The 17,307-nt window shown below is 69.8% G+C and carries 12 protein-coding genes and 1 riboswitch; all 12 genes read right to left on the bottom strand.

The genetic code is table 11. The features are described from left to right. Positions 1 to 1,470, bottom strand: a 1,470-nt coding sequence (locus tag IBX62_08930; GenBank protein ID MBE0477205.1) for a hypothetical protein, incomplete at its 3' end; no start/stop codon positions are given. Between the two features lie 103 nt (positions 1,471 to 1,573). Next, a complete protein-coding gene (locus IBX62_08925; GenBank protein MBE0477204.1) occupies positions 1,574 to 2,476 on the bottom strand; it encodes a hypothetical protein in 903 nt (300 codons plus the stop codon). Then, positions 2,473 to 3,819 carry a hypothetical protein gene (locus tag IBX62_08920; GenBank protein MBE0477203.1) on the bottom strand — a complete coding sequence of 449 codons (1,347 nt, stop codon included), beginning with the start codon at positions 3,817 to 3,819 and terminating at the stop codon, positions 2,473 to 2,475. Before IBX62_08920 ends, IBX62_08925 begins: the two co-directional genes overlap by 4 nt. Before the next feature lie 205 nt (positions 3,820 to 4,024). Beyond that, on the bottom strand, positions 4,025 to 5,170 hold the full coding sequence (locus tag IBX62_08915) for a hypothetical protein (protein ID MBE0477202.1): 1,146 nt from the start codon (positions 5,168 to 5,170) through the stop codon (positions 4,025 to 4,027). Beyond that, a complete protein-coding gene (locus IBX62_08910; protein MBE0477201.1) occupies positions 5,170 to 6,036 on the bottom strand; it encodes a hypothetical protein in 867 nt (288 codons plus the stop codon). Before IBX62_08910 ends, IBX62_08915 begins: the two co-directional genes overlap by 1 nt. Positions 6,037 to 6,050: 14 nt before the next feature. Next, positions 6,051 to 8,765, bottom strand: coding sequence for a molybdopterin-dependent oxidoreductase (locus tag IBX62_08905; protein MBE0477200.1), 2,715 nt, complete (start codon positions 8,763 to 8,765; stop codon positions 6,051 to 6,053). Between the two features lie 48 nt (positions 8,766 to 8,813). Further along, positions 8,814 to 9,452 (bottom strand): twin-arginine translocation signal domain-containing protein, encoded by a 639-nt coding sequence (locus tag IBX62_08900; GenBank protein MBE0477199.1) that lies wholly within the window; start codon positions 9,450 to 9,452, stop codon positions 8,814 to 8,816. Positions 9,453 to 9,707: 255 nt separating this feature from the next. Then, a riboswitch (molybdenum cofactor riboswitch) is annotated at positions 9,708 to 9,828 on the bottom strand. Positions 9,829 to 9,996: 168 nt separating this feature from the next. Beyond that, a complete protein-coding gene (locus IBX62_08895) occupies positions 9,997 to 11,541 on the bottom strand; it encodes an NHL repeat-containing protein (protein ID MBE0477198.1) in 1,545 nt (514 codons plus the stop codon). Beyond that, positions 11,538 to 12,566, bottom strand: coding sequence for a tetratricopeptide repeat protein (locus tag IBX62_08890; protein ID MBE0477197.1), 1,029 nt, complete (start codon positions 12,564 to 12,566; stop codon positions 11,538 to 11,540). Before IBX62_08890 ends, IBX62_08895 begins: the two co-directional genes overlap by 4 nt. A gap of 88 nt (positions 12,567 to 12,654) precedes the next feature. Beyond that, on the bottom strand, positions 12,655 to 14,940 hold the full coding sequence (locus IBX62_08885) for a cell wall-binding repeat-containing protein (GenBank protein ID MBE0477196.1): 2,286 nt from the start codon (positions 14,938 to 14,940) through the stop codon (positions 12,655 to 12,657). A 25-nt stretch (positions 14,941 to 14,965) separates the two neighbouring features. Next, on the bottom strand, positions 14,966 to 15,787 hold the full coding sequence (locus IBX62_08880; GenBank protein MBE0477195.1) for a tetratricopeptide repeat protein: 822 nt from the start codon (positions 15,785 to 15,787) through the stop codon (positions 14,966 to 14,968). Positions 15,788 to 15,866: 79 nt separating this feature from the next. Next, complete coding sequence (locus IBX62_08875) at positions 15,867 to 17,240, bottom strand: hypothetical protein (GenBank protein ID MBE0477194.1); 1,374 nt, start codon at positions 17,238 to 17,240, stop codon at positions 15,867 to 15,869. Positions 17,241 to 17,307: the final 67 nt, after the last annotated feature.

Below are 17,307 nucleotides of genomic sequence, written 5' to 3'. Positions count from 1 at the left end.
CGCAGCGGTCAGCGTGATGCTCGCGCTGCTCGTGTACGCCGAGGCCGCGTCGTGGGTCAGCGCCGGCTTGGTGGCGTCGATGCGCACCGTCCGGTGCGCTGTCTCCCCCCACACCGAACCGTTGCCGGCCTTGACGTGGAAGTACCACACCCCGTCGCTGTTCGCGGTCACGTCCGCCGAGGTGCCGGACGTCTCCGGGTCATCGTCGGGGACGGTGGAGGTGTTCTTATCGAAGACGTACGAGTACTGGGTCGCCCCGCCGCCCGCCGTCCAGCTGAACGACACGTCGCGCGACGGGTACCAAGTGGACGGAACGGGATGGGTCGAGGACGTCAGGTCGGTGACGGAAGGCGGGACCCCGACCTCGTACCAGTCGCTGCCGTTCGTGGTCCGCAGGATCGTCCCCGACGCGCCGACGGCGACCGCGGTCGTCCCGCCGGCGGCCGCCACGCCGCGCAGCGCGACAGCACCCGTGGGGTTCATCAGCTGCGTCCAGTTCTGCCCGCCGTCGCTGGTCCGCAGGATGACCCCGACGTCCCCGACGGCCCATGCCTCGCTGCTCGGAGGACCGGCTGTGGCGACGGCTCGCAGGGCGGAGGTGACGCCTGTGTTCCCCTGCGTCCACGTCGTCCCGCCGTCGGTGGTGTAGTACGCGCGCCCCCCCGCGCCCACCGCGATGCCCCACGCCGTGCTGCCGAAGGACACGCCGTACAGCGGGCCCGTGCCCGCGAACGAGGCCTGCTTGAGCCAGGCGTTCTCGCCGTAGCCCCTCGAGGTGTCGTAGTTGTAGACGATCCCGTCGTCGTGCTGCGTCTTATCGCCGAACAGCTCCTTGAACTCGTCGGAGCCGACGGCCCACCCCAGGTCGGCGGACACGAAGTCCGCAGCGTAGAACTTCCCGAGGCCGACTTCCTTCGCATCGGGCTGCTCCGGATCGGTCGAGTACTCCCGAGCCTTGTAGACCAGGTTGAACGGCCACTGCTCCCCGCCGTCGAACGACGAGAACGCCACCGGCGCCTCGTCCGTATCGGCGAGGCCCCCGAACGCCATCCCGGCGCCGGCCGAGATGATGTCCACGTCGTGGAGGTCGGGGAGGTAGAAGGGGTCGCCGATGTTCTCGTGGCGCACCTCCCAGCCCGGATCCGTCTTGCGGATGAGCGCCCCGCTCTGGCTGACGGCCCACACCTTCCCGGCCTTCGCGCTGACGCCCCGCAGGTCGTACCCGCCGCCGGAACGCGTGACGGCCCACGTAGCCCCGCCGTCGACGGTCCTCACGATCGTGCCGCCGGTGCCCACCGCGTACCCCACCGACGCATCCGCGAACGCCACCGCCCGCAGATCGGCGGTCGTCACCGGCGCGGCCGAGGCGCGGGCGGGCGGCGTCGCGACCGACAGCGGCATCGCGAGCGCGAGGGTCAGGACACTAGCGAGGGCAGCGGTGACGAGACGGCGTGCGGGAACTGTTGTCATGCGGCGCTCCTGCCGAAAGAGGCCGTGCCGGCGGCTCCGTCCTCGGCTGACTGTTGACGAGACTCGTAGCAACGCCAGCGCCGGGAAGCGGCAGGCGGCGGTATCAGCGCAGAATCTCCACAGCGGCGCCGGTCAGGGGCTTGAGCAGGTCGCGGGCCCTGACGTCGTCGGAGGCCATCTCCAGGACCAGACGTATGCTTCCGTCGCTCAGCGCCAGGACGGCGAGGTGGCGCCGTGTACCGAAGTACGCCGTCCGGCCCTTCACGTCCACGCTCCGTGCGTCGTCGGGATAGTACGTCTTCACGTCGCGGGCGATGGCTGCCTCGGAGTCGCTCTTGCTCCCATGCTGCTCGGCCATGACCACGAGCTGGAGGATGGGGCTCTTCCCCTCCGGGATGTAGTTGCGCCACAGGATGAACGGGTCCGCCACGATGCCCTGCGCCACGAAGCCGGTGAGCTTGTCGGGCACGTAGTCCGTCAGGTTCGCGACGGGCCCCTCCGGCGGCCTCTCGCCGCCGTTGCCGCCACCGTTGCTTCCGCCGCCGTCGCCGCCGTCGCCGTTGTCGCCGCCGTTGTCGCCGCCGCCGCCGTTGCCCGAGCCGCTGCCGCCTCCCGAGCTCCCTCCCGCGGGGATCTTGCCCGCGACGACGGCCTTCAGCTTCTGCGCGGATCCGCTGTCCGATGGATCGAGCTTGACGAGCTCCTCGAGGGCCAGGCGCGCCGCCGCGAGGTCCTTGTCCCTGATGGCCTCCTCGGCCTTCTTGCGCAACTCCTCGATGCGCTTGTGACGGTCGCAGGTGGTGACCTCGGTGCGGACCCCGTGCTCGCCCACCTCGCTCGCCGTTACCTGCGTCTCACGCGTGTCGTCGGAGATCAGCTCGCCCCACGTGCACATCACGATGGTGCCGGTCTTGACCCTCACCTTGGTCTCGGGCCACATCCGCCACGCCGCGGCCGCGAGGGCGACGAGAACGATCGGCACGACGTAGAGCAGGCGTTTCTTCATGGAAGAACCTCCGTAGAGGCGCCTTCGGCCGGCGCCTTCGGCCTCGAGCCTGGAAGCAACCGCCGGGCCAGTATCAGGATACTCACGAGAGTCGCAGCCGCTGCGAGATGGAGAAACGGTGTAGGCAGCCGCTCGAAGACTATGTAGGCGTACTCGGTGCCGTAGTCCTGCTGCACCTCGGGCGGGATCCAGCTCACCCACGTGTGGAGCGGAGTCCCCCCCAGCGGCGTCAGCGCGGCGCCCGAGGAGGCCAGCGCCGCGAGCGCCGGCACGGCGGGAAGGCGGCGACCGGCGAAGGCGGCGAGCGCGAGCAGCCCTCCCGCCAGGGCGAGCCACGCTCCGAGCGCCTCGAAGCCTCGCATCGCGAAGACGGCGTCGAACGCGTCGCCGGAGGAGCGCATCCCGTGCACGGTGACGCGCAGCGCCGGCGCCGCCAGGGCGACCGCCGCCGACGCGAGGGCGGCGACAGCGAGCGAGCGACCGAGAACGTCCGCGCGGGAAGGGGCCGCCGGCCGCCTTCCGGCCGGAAGCGGCACGGCCGCGCCGATGCCGAGCGCCACGAGCACGGAGGCCCCCAGCACCGGGCCGGCGAGAAGGGGGCGCGGACCGAACATCCCGGTGGCCTGCTCGAGGAACGTGAGCCCCGAGATCAGGACGGGGGCCGCCAACAGCGCCGGTCCGACGAGACCGAGGCGGCGGCGCGCCGCGAGCCACACCGCCGAGGCGGTCGCGAACGCAGCCGCGACCGCATAGGAGCCCACGGACAGGAGTTGGGTGCCCGTCACCCCGTACCCGGCGACGAGCGCGGCCGCGGTCAGAAGAGAGCCGCCGGCGTAACCGGCGACCACCGCGCGAACCGGACGGGACCGCGCGAGCCACCCGAGCGCCGCGAGGCCGGCCACCCAGAGCACGCCGGCGAGCAGCATCATGGCCTGCTCGTCGAGGAAGCGCACCACCGGAGAGAAGGAGCTCGGCCTCTCCCAGTTGGCGAGCACCCCCGCACCCGCCACGGCGGCGAGCAGCACGCCCGCGAGCGGCGTCCAGTCGCGACGCATGCGCCAGCACGAACCCACGACCGCGAGCATGGCGGCCGCGCCCCAGAGCGAGGTCGTGACGAACACGACGATCGAGCCCGCCGGGGCATCGGAGTACCGGTACGCGGAGACGAGCAGCGGAGCGAGCGCCGCCGAGGCGCCGGCGACGGCGGAGACGGACCATCCGAGCGCGCCTAGCGCGCGAGCGTCCGTACGGGTGGGCGGACGGAACAGCAGCAGCAGGCCGAGGGCCGTGACAGCACCCACGGCCGAGGCGAGCGCGGCCGGAGGAGCGATCCTGTCCGCCACGCCGTGCAGTACGACGGCGGCGGCGGCGGCCAGGGCCAGCGCGGCCGCGGCGAGGATGAGCGTCAGCGACGATGCCGGCCCTTCCCTTCCCGTCGGGGGAGAGGGGCCGGGACCGCCGGCGGGCCGCCTACGTGGGGGGAGGCCGAGAATCTCTCGGCCTCCCCCGTCGAGGCAGGTGTCGTTACCCGCACTCAGCACGCAACTGCTACTTGTTGTGGCAGTTCTCGCACACGCCGCGGTTGTCCATCCTGAGCAGCGCGTTGCTGTTCGTGGGAGGGACACCGCCGGAACCGGAGTCGGGCAGCGGGTCCGTGGCGTTGTCGATGTTCGCGTAACCGGTCATGACCGCGCTGGAACCGTGTGCCACGTGGCACGTCATGCAGTCGATCCAGTCGGTCGCGTCCACGCTGCCGACATCGCCGGAACCGTGAGCGACCGGCAGCGGATTGCCGGTGATGATCAGCGAACGCGCGCCCGCGAAGTTGCTGAGCGGCACGTTGACCGGGTGACGGTGGCGCGTGATGAAGCCCCAGCCGTCGCCTGCGTTGTACTCGCTGGCCTGGACCACGTACTGCGTGTGACACGCCGCGCACCAGACGCTCATGCCCCTGCTGACATCCTCACCGGGAGCCTTGGCGTACATGGGCGTGGTGTAGTTCGGGTCGTAGCCGTCGACCTGGACGGCGCCGGGCTCGTGCAGGAGCCAGCCGCCACCGGGGTAACCGGGCTCGTTCGAGATGACCCACGGATCCGGAGTCGGGTTCTGCGGGTCGCCAGAGTCGATGTAGCCGCCGACCTGCACGCCGTTGACGAGGTCCTTCAGCAGCCGGTAGTTGCTGCTGCCGTGGACGTCGTGGCACGACGAGCACGACATCTGGATCTTCGGTCCCTCGCCTTCAGCCTGGCCGGGGACCCAGTTGTTGATGCCGTTCTCGCCCCCGCCGTAGGCACCCCACTCGGTGCCGTTCATCAGGTGGGCCGCAGGGAAGATGGTCTCGTCGAAGCCGCCGCCGTTCAGCATGCCGAACGGCGTGTTGCCGACGAGCGTGCCCTCGTAGATACCGGTCTCCACGTTCGTGTCGGCGCCCAGACTCACGGCGTCATGGCACGTGTAGCAGAACTGGTAGTTCTCGGTGGCCGTGGAGATGAGCAGGGCGCTTCCGCTGCCGGTGCCGGTCGACCACGTGATCGGGCTGGCCGCCGTGTGCGCACGGTGACAACCGGCGCACGCGTCGGTGTCCATGGTGTAGCCGCCGTGGATGGAGAAGTTGGCGTAGGCTGCGGCAGGGACCATGAGGAGGAGCGCCGCGGCGAGTACTGCTATCGCTATGGAAGCCTTGCGCACTTTCATCACCCCTCTCCCTGTCCGGACAGGTGTCGCTGTCGTCTCGCCATCACCGCGAACAGACCTCCGGCGACCAGGACGGGGACCACGGGCAGCTTCGATGCGGAACCGGACAGGCCGGCCAGCATCGGAGTGACGTGGTCCTCGATGAACGGGTCGGCCTTGGGCTGGACGAAGGTCGTGAGCTTCTTCGAAGCCCACCACATGCTGCCGTCGCCGAGGGTAGCCTTCCACCCGTTGTGGAGCTCACCGTGGCTGCCGTTCAAGTACAGCTCGGCCAGGATGTTCGCCTTGGTGTCGTACTTCATGGCCCCTGCGGGGCACGTGAAGACGCACGAGGGCCAGTGGGCGAGCTCGGGGACGGCCGCGATCTCCGCGGCGCTCGACTTCGTGGGAAGCGGATTGCCGTAAGCGGCGTCCAGGGCGTCGTCGGCCCCTGCGCGCCCGTAGCACATCGTGCACTTCCACGCTTTCGGGGCGAGATGCGTGTCGCTTCCGGAACCCACCTTGGGGTAGCCGCCGCGACCGCAGTCCGCCACGCACTGGTACGTGCAGGTCTTGCCGTTGTTCGTGCCACCCGGGTTGCACAGCTCCGGGTCGACGGACACGGCGCCGGTCTCCTGCTTCTTGATCGCGCCGAAGGGACAGCGCGGAGCGCAGGGTGGCGAAGGACAATGCCAACAGCTGTACCTGAGGAACGGACCGTTGTCGATGCGGTTCTGCGACTTGATGATGACACGCTGGTCGGGAGCCGTCTTGTGGACACCCGGGTTCAGCGCCTTCATCTTCCACGTCCGCTTGCAGGAGATGACACAGCCGTTGCACCGCATGCACTTGTCGGCGTCCTGAAGGATCGCCATCACGTTACTCACTGATCGTCACCTCCTTATGCCTTCTCGATCCAGCAGAGACAGGCCTTGTACTCGGGGATGGTCGTGTTCGCGTCACCCGCGTCTATGCAGATGTCGTTCGCGCGGCTGCCTGTCGACAGGCCGCGGTCTCCCCAGTGCCATGGGATCGCGACGACGCCCTTTGCCACGCGCTGGTTCAGCTCACCGCCCACGCCCACGCGGGCACGGAAGCCCTGCGCGAGAACAGCTCCGTACATGTTGTCTCCCTGGTCTACCGACTCGCCGCGAGCGCTGATGACGTTGACCAGGTCGCCTGTGCGGATGCCGAAATCCCTGGCGTCCAGCGAGTTGATCTCGATCCACGGCTCGGGCTCGGCCTCGACGTTGTAGGGGTTGTTGCGGGTGATCGGACCGCCCTGGAAGTGCTCGACGCAACGGATGCTCGTCAGAGCCAGAGCGTTCGCCAGCGTCTTCCCGGCCGGTATCGCACCACCGTCCCTGCCGACCACGGGCGTGTCCGCGGGAACGAGTTCCCACGCCGCGTTGCCCCTGGTGTTGCGACCCCAGACTGCGGCCAGGTCGGCCTTAGGGGTCTCGTAGGGCTCCGTGTGAGCCGGGAAGCGGCCCGGGAGCACGTGCGGCGCCGTCGTGCCTGAGAGGCAGTTGTCGGGCTTGTCCGCGAGCTTGTGATAGAAGCGGTACCAGCGCGAGTAGTTGAGCGTGCGGCCCGCGAGCCCCGTGCTCGTGACGTAGAGACGCGCGACCGAGTCCGGACCCATGAAGAAGTCGTTGAAGTCGCCCGGGACGTCCGTGTTGTTGTAGAGCACGCGGCGGTTGACGAGCCATGCGTAGCCCCAGCCGGGATAGGCGAGCGTCCCGTTCGGGTCGGACGTGTTGCGGCTCTTCGCCCGGTTGTCGGTCTCCCAGTCGACTTGATTGGCGTGCTTGTGCAGCGTGCGGTTGGTGTTGTAAGCGCCCACGTAGAGCCAGGACGTGCCGGTAGCCGGCGTGCCCATCTCCCGGTACATCTGCTCGGCGATCCATTCGGAACCGTAGACGGTACCGGTGGTGGGAGCGGTCGCGCCCGCGGACCAGATCTCCGCGGTGCCGCTGACGTCCTCGAACGCGGTGGCGCCACCCGGCGTCCACCCGTAGCGGTCGCCGTAGAGGACCGCGTAGGCGTTCAAGCTCCCCTGGCCCTGCGCCGACCACTGCGCGGTGATGTGCGAGAAGGCGCCGGCGCCGTCGAGCGCGTGGGCGAAGCGGAACAGCAACTCGAGATCGGACTTGCTGTTGCCCTTGGGCAGCGTCGCGCGCTCGCGCCACTGCAGGCAGCGGCCGGAGTTCGTGACCGAGCCGGCCTCCTCGACGTGGGAGGCGGCCGGGATCAGGTAGGTCACGCCTCCGGGCTTGCGCGAGACGGCGGCCGTCTCGTTCTCGAACATGTCGACGACCACGAGGGTGTCGAGTGCGTACAGGCCGCTGCGCACGGCGCCCTGGTTCGGCTCCGTGACCGCGGGGTTCTGACCCCAGGAGACCGCGGCCGTGATATCGCCGCTGATCATCTTGCGGAACATGGTGATGTGGTCGTACCCGTTGGTCTTGGGCCAGAGGTCGTACAGGGCGTTCGTGAGCGTGCGGCTGGCGTTCGGACGCGTCTGCCACGAGGGGTTGCCGAAGAAGTTGTAGGTCATGTTGATGAACCCGGTCTGCTGCAGCCCCATGGCGGCCGTGTTGTACGCGTCGTCGTAGGAGTCGTTCATCTGGCCACGGGTGCCCGTCCCGTTGACCGGGTTGCCCCACAGGTTGTCCATGTACTTGCCGAACGCGTTCGAGTCGGCAGAGGTCATGACCGACGGGTTGCCGGAGTAGAAGGGGATCAGGTGCTGCAGGTTGCCCATGTCGGTCGAGCCCTGGACGTTGTGGATGCCGCGCAGCGCGTTGATGCCGCCGCCGGCACGGCCCATGTTGCCCATCAGCGACTGCAGGACCGCGAACGACTTGACGTTCTGTGAGCCGCAGGTGTGCTGGGTCAGGCCCATCGCGTAGAGCATCGTGGTGGCCTTGTAGCCGGGTTCCGTCGGGTCCTGCGAACCCGCGCCGGTGACCGGTCCCACGCTCGAGCAGCGGCCGTTCTCGATGTAGGCGGCGACGACGTCGTCGATGTCCGGGGTCGTGCAGCCGCAGATGTTCGCGACCACGCTCGGCGTGTACGGCGCGACGTGGGCCTTCAGCCGGTTGTACACCGTGTTCGGGTTGTCGAACACGCTGGCCGCCTTCTGCGGCAGGTTGGAGATCTGCTGCGCCGTGCCCCCGTCGATGGTCTCACGCGCGTAGTCCGAGCCGTCGGGCTGAACGATGAAGCGGGCGTCGGTGTACTTGGAGCCGGAGACCGCACGCGTGACGCTTCCCGTGGTCGCATCCCCGTCGGTGTAGAACGTGTTGTCGCTCGTCTCGTTCAGGAACTGGTAGAACTTCTCGCTCACGGCATCGGAGCGCGACTCCATGTTCTCGATGACGCCGCGGACGATGCCGTTGACGAACGCGATGTCCGTCCCGGGACGGATGCGGACGAACCTGTCCGCCTGCAGGGCGGTGCGCGTCTTGCGCGGGTCGATGACGATCAGCTTGGCGCCCTTGTCGCGCGCGATGTTGATGTGCCTCATGCTCGCCGGGTGGTTCTCGACGGGGTTGGCCCCCATGACCACCACGAGCGACGTGTTGCCCATGTCGGTCCAGTTGTTCGTCATGGCGCCTCGTCCGAATGCGGCGGCCAGACCGGCCACCGTGGACGAGTGTCATATACGGGCCTGGTGCTCGACGTTCGTCGTGCCGAACTGGGCGATCAGGCGGCGATACGCGTAGTTCTGCTCGTTGTTCATGTGCGAGCTGCCGAAGAACGCCACCTGCTTGCTGTTGTAGCCGTTGCCGGCTGCCGGGGCCGCGCCGTTGGCGTCACGCGCAGCCATCATCGCTGTCGCGATCTCGCCGAAGGCCGCGGTCAGGTCCATCTTGGACCATGCGCCGTCCCCGGTCCTCTTGTACGCGATGCCATCGGTGTAGCCGGCATCATGCGCGAACACGCTGTTGACCGGGTGAGTGCCCGCGAAGGCGCCGATCCGGCGCCTGTTGGTCACCAACTGGTGTGCGCCCGCGCCCTTGGCGCAAAGCCCGCCAGCGTTGAACGGCGACTGCGGGTCGCCGTAGACGTCGAGGACGTTCCCGTCGATGTCCACGTCGACCAGCTGTCCGCAGCTGGCGGAGCAGTAGGGGCACGTGGTGTGGTAGATAGCTGCCACGTCCGCGGCGAACGCCCGTGAGGGCGTGAAGGCGAGTTCCATACCGGTGGCGCCAGCAGCGGCGGCGGCACCGGTCACCTTCAAGAAGTCTCGCCGGGAGAGTGTCAGCTTCCCACCGTCCTTGTCTCGTTGTGCCATGCCTCTCCCTCTCCAGGTCTGAGCGCGCCCCTGACAGGACACGCTATCCCTTCGCGGACCGTCATCGGTCCGCCCAGCGTCTTGGACTCCGCCCTTCCTTTCCGACGCCGAGGGGGGCTGCGGCACGAAGAAGCCGACCTCCAGATTGCACCGTGCGTGCCGGAAACACGACGATGCGGCGAAGGCCGACCGAGACGCGGCCGCTCGCCCCCTTACCCCAACAGAACGCCAGACGGGCCCGGATTCGCCGGACGGTCCCGCCTGGGCCCATCTCCTTTCCAAGTCGGGAGGCGCCGCCGTTTCCCGCGACACCCTATCGGCCCGATGACCTTGGCGGGGACGCTGTAGGTCAGGGGGCTCGGAGACGAAGCACTGAGTTGTCAAGAGACCAAGGGATCCACGGGGTCGCCAGCCACCGTGAAGGTTTCGTAACAAAAGTTACAACCGTGTGTCAGTAGCCTACTCCTTACTGGCAGGTCCAGTCAACCGGTCCGCCCCCGCCACCCTCCCCGAACGTGCCCCTCGAAGGTGGCACGGCGGGCACCTACCGGCGCTTGCCTTCGCCCGTGAGCAGCTCCAGTCCGAAGACCTCCACGTTCAGCGCCCCGGCCAGGGCCTTGAGCTGCGGATCCAATGTGCACATCCGCTTGCTGCGCTCGCCCATCGCCAACAGCACCGCGACGGGGTGCTCGACGTTCATCCGCTCCTGCAGGGATCGGGCATCCGTGTCCGAGTGAGCCTCGGGCTGGATGACCTGGCCGAGGTCACGGCCCTCGACCATGCGGCCGGAGTACGCGTCCCAGGCGTCCAACGGGACCACGAACCGGGTGCGGCGCATGTCGGCCATGCGCTCGACGAGACCCGCTTCGACCGCCGCCTCGACGTAGTCGCCGGAGAGCACGTAGGTGCGCTTCCTCAGCAGCAGGAGCAGCGGCAGCAGGAGCAGCGGGGCGAGGCACGCCAGCCACGCCAGCGGACCTCCCGGCAGGGCTGGCGGCTCCAGCGTCTCCACCGGCCACCCCCAGACCTGTATCTGGTGGTTCTCGCGGTCGGAGACGTAGATGCGCCCGCGCGAGTCCAGCGCCACGTCGTTCGCGTAGCGGAACTGCCCCGGACCCACGCCGCCGCTCCCGAAGCCGGTGAGGAGCTTGCCGCTCAGGTCGAACACGTCCACGGAATGCGACAGCGCGTCGACCACGTAGAGGCGGGCCTGCTCGTCGATCGCCACTCCGCGCGGGATGCCCGAGGTCCGCAGGATGCGCTCGTACTCCCCGGTGGGAGTGAAGACCTGGACCCGCCGGTTGTTGCTGTCGGAGATGAAGACCGAGCCGTCCTCGGCGATCACCGCGCCGTTGGGGAAGTAGAACTGGCCGGGGAAGTCCGACATGATCTCGGCCCGGCCGGTCTTGCCGAAGCGGCGGATCTCGCGGCCCGAGGGGTCGAAGACGATGACCCGATGCTTCTCGTTGATGCCCGCGTCCGTGACGTAGAGGTTGCCCTCGGCGTCGAAGCCCATCCCCAGCGGCGCCCAGAACTCCGCCTCCGGCCCGTCGGGCAGGATCTTGCGCTTGTACTTGCCGTCCGCGTCGAACACGTACACCGCGCGCAACCGGCGGTCCGACACGTAGAGGTCGTCGCCGGGTCCGACGGCGAGGTGCGCGGGAGCCTGCAGGGCCGTGTCCTCCCCGTCGGCGATCTCGGAGATCGTGAAGCGGTACTTGCCGTCGGAGGTGTAGACGCGCACCACGCGCGCCTTGGTGTCCGTTGCGTAGACGAGGTCGTCCTTGCCTACCGCGACGCCGATGGGCCGGGCGAGGGCGTCGGCGCCGGGCGGGCCGGAGATCGCGTAGAGGAACTGGGGCGGCAGGATCTGCTCCGCCTGCTCGGCGCCGGGAAGGGGAAGACGCCGGTTGACCATGTAGTAGTAGGTCGCGTAGGCGACGAGCGCGAGCAGCGTGAGCAGGATGCCGAGTATGAACAGCTGCCTGCGACGGCGCTTGGCGGTCTCGCGGGACGCGACGAGCTCGTACGCCTCCTGGGAAGGCTGCGCGGCGTGGTCCTCGTAGGGGTTGGACCTCGGGTCGGTCACTTCTTCTTGCCCTTCTCGAGCCTCTCGACAGCCTCGGTCACCGCGGGATCCTCGGGAGCGAGTCGCGCCACGGCGTCCCACGCCTCCCGCGCCTTGTCCTCGTCGCCCGCCTTCTCCCACAGCGCCGCGACCAGCTTGGCGGCCTCCACGTCGCCGGGTTCGAGGGCCAAGGCGACCCGGGCTTCGGCGAGCGCCGCCTTGGCGTCGGTCGCCTGCGACTCGCGCGCCGCCGCCAGCCGGTCCTCGAACGGCCCGAGCCGCTTCAGCGCGTCGGCGGGCTCCGTCCTTCCGCTCGGCGCCTTGTCGGCCGACCTGCGGAAGTGCTCCGCCGCGGCGGCCTCGTCACCCTCCTCGAGGAGGATGGTGCCGAGGTCGTAGTTCGCCTCGGGCAGCGCGGGATCGAACATGAGCGCGTAGCCGAGGTGCTCCCGGCGCTTGTCGTGGATGTCGAGCTTCCAGTAGGCGTAGGACAGCACGTAGTGGGTGTCCGACGCGTCGCGGCGCATCACGAGCGCCCGCTTCAGGTAGTCGACGGCGTCCTCGTAGCGTCCCTGCTCGATGAGCACGTTGCCCAAGTAGAAGTACGCCTTCTCCAGCCGCTGGTCCTGCAAGACGAACTGCCCTTCCTCCAGCGACTCGATGATCTTGAGCCAGTAGCCCTCGGCCTTCTGCCACTCCTCGCCCTGCATCGCGATGAGCGCGAGACCGGAGAGCGCGTTGGCGTTGTCCGGCTCGAGCTTGAGCGCGGCCTGGAACTGCTCGGCGGCGTCTCGCTTCCGCCCCGCGGCCAGGAGCGCCTCGGCCAAGCGGACGCGCAGGGTCGCGTCCCCGGGGTTCTCCCGCACGAGACGCATCAGGGTCTCGGCCGCGCGGCCGGCGGGGCTGCCCGTCCTGCTCGCGATCCGGTCCGACACCACCAGGTAGCCGAGGTACGCCAGGGTCGCCACGAGCAGGACCGCCGTGCCGCGCACGACCCACGCCAATACACTGGGAGGACGCTTCAAGTGGACCTCTTCCGCGCGCACGCGATCCCTCGGCCGGCCGTTCCGGGGCGCGAGGATGCAAAACGCGCGCCGGAAGCGTCCAGTCTACCGAAAGACCACAGGATGCGCCTCACCGCACGAGTCCGACGGCGGTCTTGCGCACGCCGTCGGACACCGCCGGCGTCCCGCCGAGCACACTCGCGAACCCCAGCGACGGGTTGGCCTTGATGAACGAGACGGCCTGCGGGGAGAGCCTGGCCGGATCGGTCAGCATCAGCGGCGCCCACGGACCCGTGCCGATCCCCGCCAAGACCCCTCCCGCCAGCGCGTCGGGATAGTTCGTGCCGGTGGCGAGGAAGATGCCCACGGGCGCCGGCACGCCGGTGAGGGTCTTGCCGTGGTCGATGAGCGCCCTGGCGGTGTCGTACCTGTTGGGGCCCGCCTTGCGCACGACCTTGCCGCCGTACACCTTCTTGAGGTCGCTCTCCACCCTGGGACCCACCGCCGGGTCCCCACCGCAGATCACGATGCGGTCGGGCTTCAGGTTCGCGAGCGCTTTGAGCGTCGCCGACGGCAGCGCCTGCGTCTGGGTGAGGACGATCGGTCCCCTGAGAGCGGCCGCCAGGCTGGATGCTGCGAGCGCGTCGGGGAAGTTCAGGCCCGTTGCGACGAAGGCGGTGCCCCCCGTCGGCCCGGACGCCCGCAGCTTGCGGGTCTGCTCCGACACCGCGTAGGAGGTGCCGTACCGGTCGCTTCCCTCCACTCGCACCGGCGTCGTGCCGAGGATCGACTTCAGCTGCGCGCGCGCCTGGGATCCTACGACCGGGTCGCCCCCGACCACGTACGCCTTCGTCACGCCGAGACCCTTCAGACGCTTGAGCTCGCCGGCGACAGGACTCGGCACCTGATCCTTGCCGACGAGCAGCAGCGGCCCGCCCACCGCGCCGGCCAGCGACGAGGCCGGCAGCGCGTCGGCCCAGCCGAACGCGCTCGCGATCACGACGGCCTTGCCGGGCCCGAGGGACGCGGCGTCGGGGAACGCCTGCTGGGAGACGGCGACCGCGGTCTTCATGCGGTCGTCCCCGGCGATGCGGGAGGGGGGAGCGGTCACCGAGACGTTGACGGCCGCCGCCGACGCCGAGTACTGGCTGCCGTCGAACGTGCCGTACGCGGAGGCGCCGGCCGTCACGGAGGCGCCCAGCGCCTTGTCCTTGGTCACGGTCCACGTCTGCTCCGGCTCGAGAGCGGTGCTCCGGGTGATCGTGCCGAACAGCTCACCCGTCTCGAGCCGCACGCTCGTGAGCGGGGCCTCACCCGTGTTGACGACCCCGTAGGTGAAGGTGACCGTCTCCCCCGCCTTCACGGAGGTCTTGCTCGCCGAGACCGAGACGGACAGGCCCGGGTTCTGCTGGGTGGAGTCGACCTTGCCCCGTACGGAGGGCGCCAGCACCCCGTACGACGCCCCGGGCACGGGATCCCACGCCTGCACCAGATAGTCGTACGGCGCGTTCGAGCGTGCCGTCGTGTCGGTGAACGTCGTCTCCGACACCCTCTCGGGGAGCGGCGAGATCTCCGCCCAGGAGTCCTCGCCGGCGGAGGAACGCCACACCCGGTAGGTCACCGTACGCTCGTCCACCACGGCCTCGCGGTTCGAGCGGTACGGCTCGGCCCACGACAGCACGATCGTCGAGCCGGACTGGACGGCCGCGAGGTCGCGGACGGGCCCGTACTTGAGGCCCGTGACCGCGACGTCGTCGATCGTGACGCCCTCACCGACGTCGGCCGGGTGGTCGTTGAAGTCCCACCACTGGAAGCTGACCAGGCCGGGCCGCCGGGAGAGGTTGCCGCGGACTTCAGGCGGGCTTGGGTCGTTCAAGGGATCGGAGAGGTCCCACGACAGCGACTTCCACTCGTTCGCGGGCGTCTTGGCTATGCCTTCGTTGGTGTAGAACCGGTCGGTGCCCAGGGCGCCCCATCCCACGTTGAACGAGTTGACGTCACCGAACCCCAGGCTCGGCATGGTGTACCGGAAGGTGAGCCGGCTGCTGTAGTAGTGCTCCAGCTCGGGGACGGAGATGCGCGCGAGGCCCCTGCTGGCGGCGGGATACTTGCCCCCGTAGGCGTCCCAGGTGTCCGGGAGGATCGTCGAGGTGGCCGATGCGCCCGCGCACCACAGCCCGCGGGAGCCGCCGTAGCTGCGCGCCGTGACGGGTCCCCAGTAGGCGCTCGTCGGCGAGCTGTCCTGGGAGTCGGGGTGGATCGGCACGACGGACAAGCGCTCGGGATAGGCGCCCTCGAAGCCCTCGGAGACGACCGGCTGGAACGCGGCCGGCGGAGGCGCGGCGAACCCGGGAGCGGGGACGGCCAGGAACAGGGCGGCTGCAAGGATCCACGTGAGCGGTCTGCGGGACGTCATGTCTCTCCCCTGGTGGTCGATGGGCCTACTTCGTGGCGGGGATCAGCGATGCGAGCCGCACCGCCTCGTCCTTGTACGAGACCGGGTCGCCGGACGTCGCCGTGAGGAGGACCTCGAAGGCGAAGCGGCCCCGGGCGAAGCTGACGGAGACGAGGCGTCGTCCGTCCGTGCCGGACTTGCCGTTGAGCACGCCCACCTTCACGTCGCTCAGGCCGTTCGGGTACGCCTTGCCCGTACCCGCGACGAAGGCCGCCGCGCCCGAGAGCGACCCCATGTCCCTCACTACCATCGAGGCGACGGTCACCTTGCCGAAGACCTCGGTGCCGAGTCGCGGCTCCAGGGTGACCTGCGCGTCGGCGGGACCGCTCTCGGCGCCCGTCGAACGGTACCCCTGCACCGACGCCGGCAACATCTCGCCGAGGTCCTCCCTGGGCCGGTCGTACCCTTCGGCGGACGGATCGCCCGGGTCGGTGCCCGGGCCGCCGCCGGCCGGCGGCTCCGCGTCGGGACCTCCGCCGCCACCCGTCCCCGGGCCCAGGTCGGCCGGCGGGCGTCGCGCGGCGGTGCGCTCCACGCGGGCCAGCGCGCGCCTGGCCTCCGTGTGGGAGGGATCCTCCTCGAGCAAGCGTCGCAGCAACGCGATGGCTTCGGTCGTCTCCCCGGCGCGCTCCGCGTCCAGCGCGGCGCGCAGGTCCGCGCCCGGGCGCGACTCCGAAGAGGACATCGACGAGCGAGGCCCCGAGCCCTGGGGTGAGGAGAGGGAGCTGGCCACGAGGATGACCGCGGCCAAGGCGGCTGCCGCGGCGGCGAGGACGAGGAGGCGCTTGTTCCTGGTGATGCCGGTCATCCGGAGAAGCCCCTTACCGGTTCGGCTGATGCCCGCGCGGCAACGACCGATCGTCGCTGTCACAGCAAACCATCTGCCGTCATCCCGTCCCGAGCGCGTCGGCCGCGGACAGACCGTGCTCGATCGCGCCCGCGTCGAGGGAGGCGGCCGCGCGCCGCGCGGCGTGGTCGAACGCGGCGTGAGCCGCGCGCCCGAACTTGAGCAGGTCTCCGCCCGCGGCTTCGGCTATCGCGGACAGGTCCCGTTCGGCCCCGGCGACCGCGTCGTCGTTCAACGCCGCCGCCTCGAGCCAGTGCCGCACCAGGCCCGGATCGAGCACGGTCGGTGCGGCGAGCATCTCCTCGATCCCGGCGAAGTCCCATTCGACGCGCTCCGCCCCCGCGAACTGCTCCTCGATCTGCGGGGCCAGCCCGTGCGGCAGCGAGATGGCGAACACCGCGTGAGGCCCGAGCACCCACCGCAGCTCGGACAGCGAGCCGACGACGAGCGCCTTGGTCTCGTCGTCGAGCGTCGGCCACGGATCGAACCTGTCGTAGACGACCACCAGCTTCCGCCAGCGGAAGGTCGCGAACCGGGCCGCGGCGGCCAGCGTCTTCTTGGGCGCCTTGGTGACCTTGAGCTCTTGCGCGACGGCGGCGAACCCGTCCGACACGTAGGCGCGAACCGCCCTGGCCACGACCGGTGACAGGTGCGCCTTCAGGTGGGCGATCACGTACTCCGCCACCGGGCGAGGAGCGGGCTCGCCCCCGGCGCCCTCTTCCCCTTCCCCTTCCGCGCGGCGCTCCGGCCGCTGACCCGCGGCGGAGGCCGCCGACTCCTCATCGGTGTCGGCCGCTTCCTCGGGATCGGCCTCGAGGCCCACGCTGCGCAGGTAGGTCTCGTACAGTACGACGTTCGCCTCCTCGTCGGGCTTGCGGACGGGCTCCAGTCCGCCGAAGTGCTCCGCCACGGCCTCGGCGGGCTCGGACGAGAACCGCTCCGCCAGCTCCTCGAGGGAGCCGAGCTCCTCGACGGCGGCATACTCCGGCAGCGACCCGTCCGGCTCGCGCAGGGCCGCCGAGACGTAGGCCGCCAGCGTCAGGTCGAAGCCGGCGGCGGCTAGCAGTTCCGCCAGCTCCGTGAGGGTCCCCCGTATCCTGCCCAGGCGCATCATGTCCATGCCGACGTTGAACGCCAGCACGTTCAGCCGCTCGTCGCGAGCCGTGGCGTACAGGAACTCGTTCAGCGCGGCACGGAGGTAGTAGTCGGGGATGTCGTCGCGGAACCCGAGCAGCACGGGCCGTGCGTCCGGAGCGCCCGCGGCCGCGTCCACCACCCGCAAGAGGCGGTTCGCCTCCGCGTGCACGAGTTGCTGGACCCAGTAGGGGTCCTCCGTCTCGTCCTGCCCCGCGAAGGGGTTCGCGACGAAGCCGAGCGGCCGGTGATCGGGATAGGTCTCGGGATCTCTGTCCACCTGGGCGCACCTCTCGAGATAGACCTGGACGCGGACCATCATACATGCCGCGGGCGTCCGGGCGAGA

Source organism: Coriobacteriia bacterium (genome assembly GCA_014859305.1).
Taxonomy (GTDB): Bacteria; Actinomycetota; Coriobacteriia; order Anaerosomatales; family Kmv31; genus Kmv31.
The sequence above is the reverse complement of the archived record's forward strand: the minus strand, read 5'-3'. Positions and strand labels throughout refer to the sequence as shown.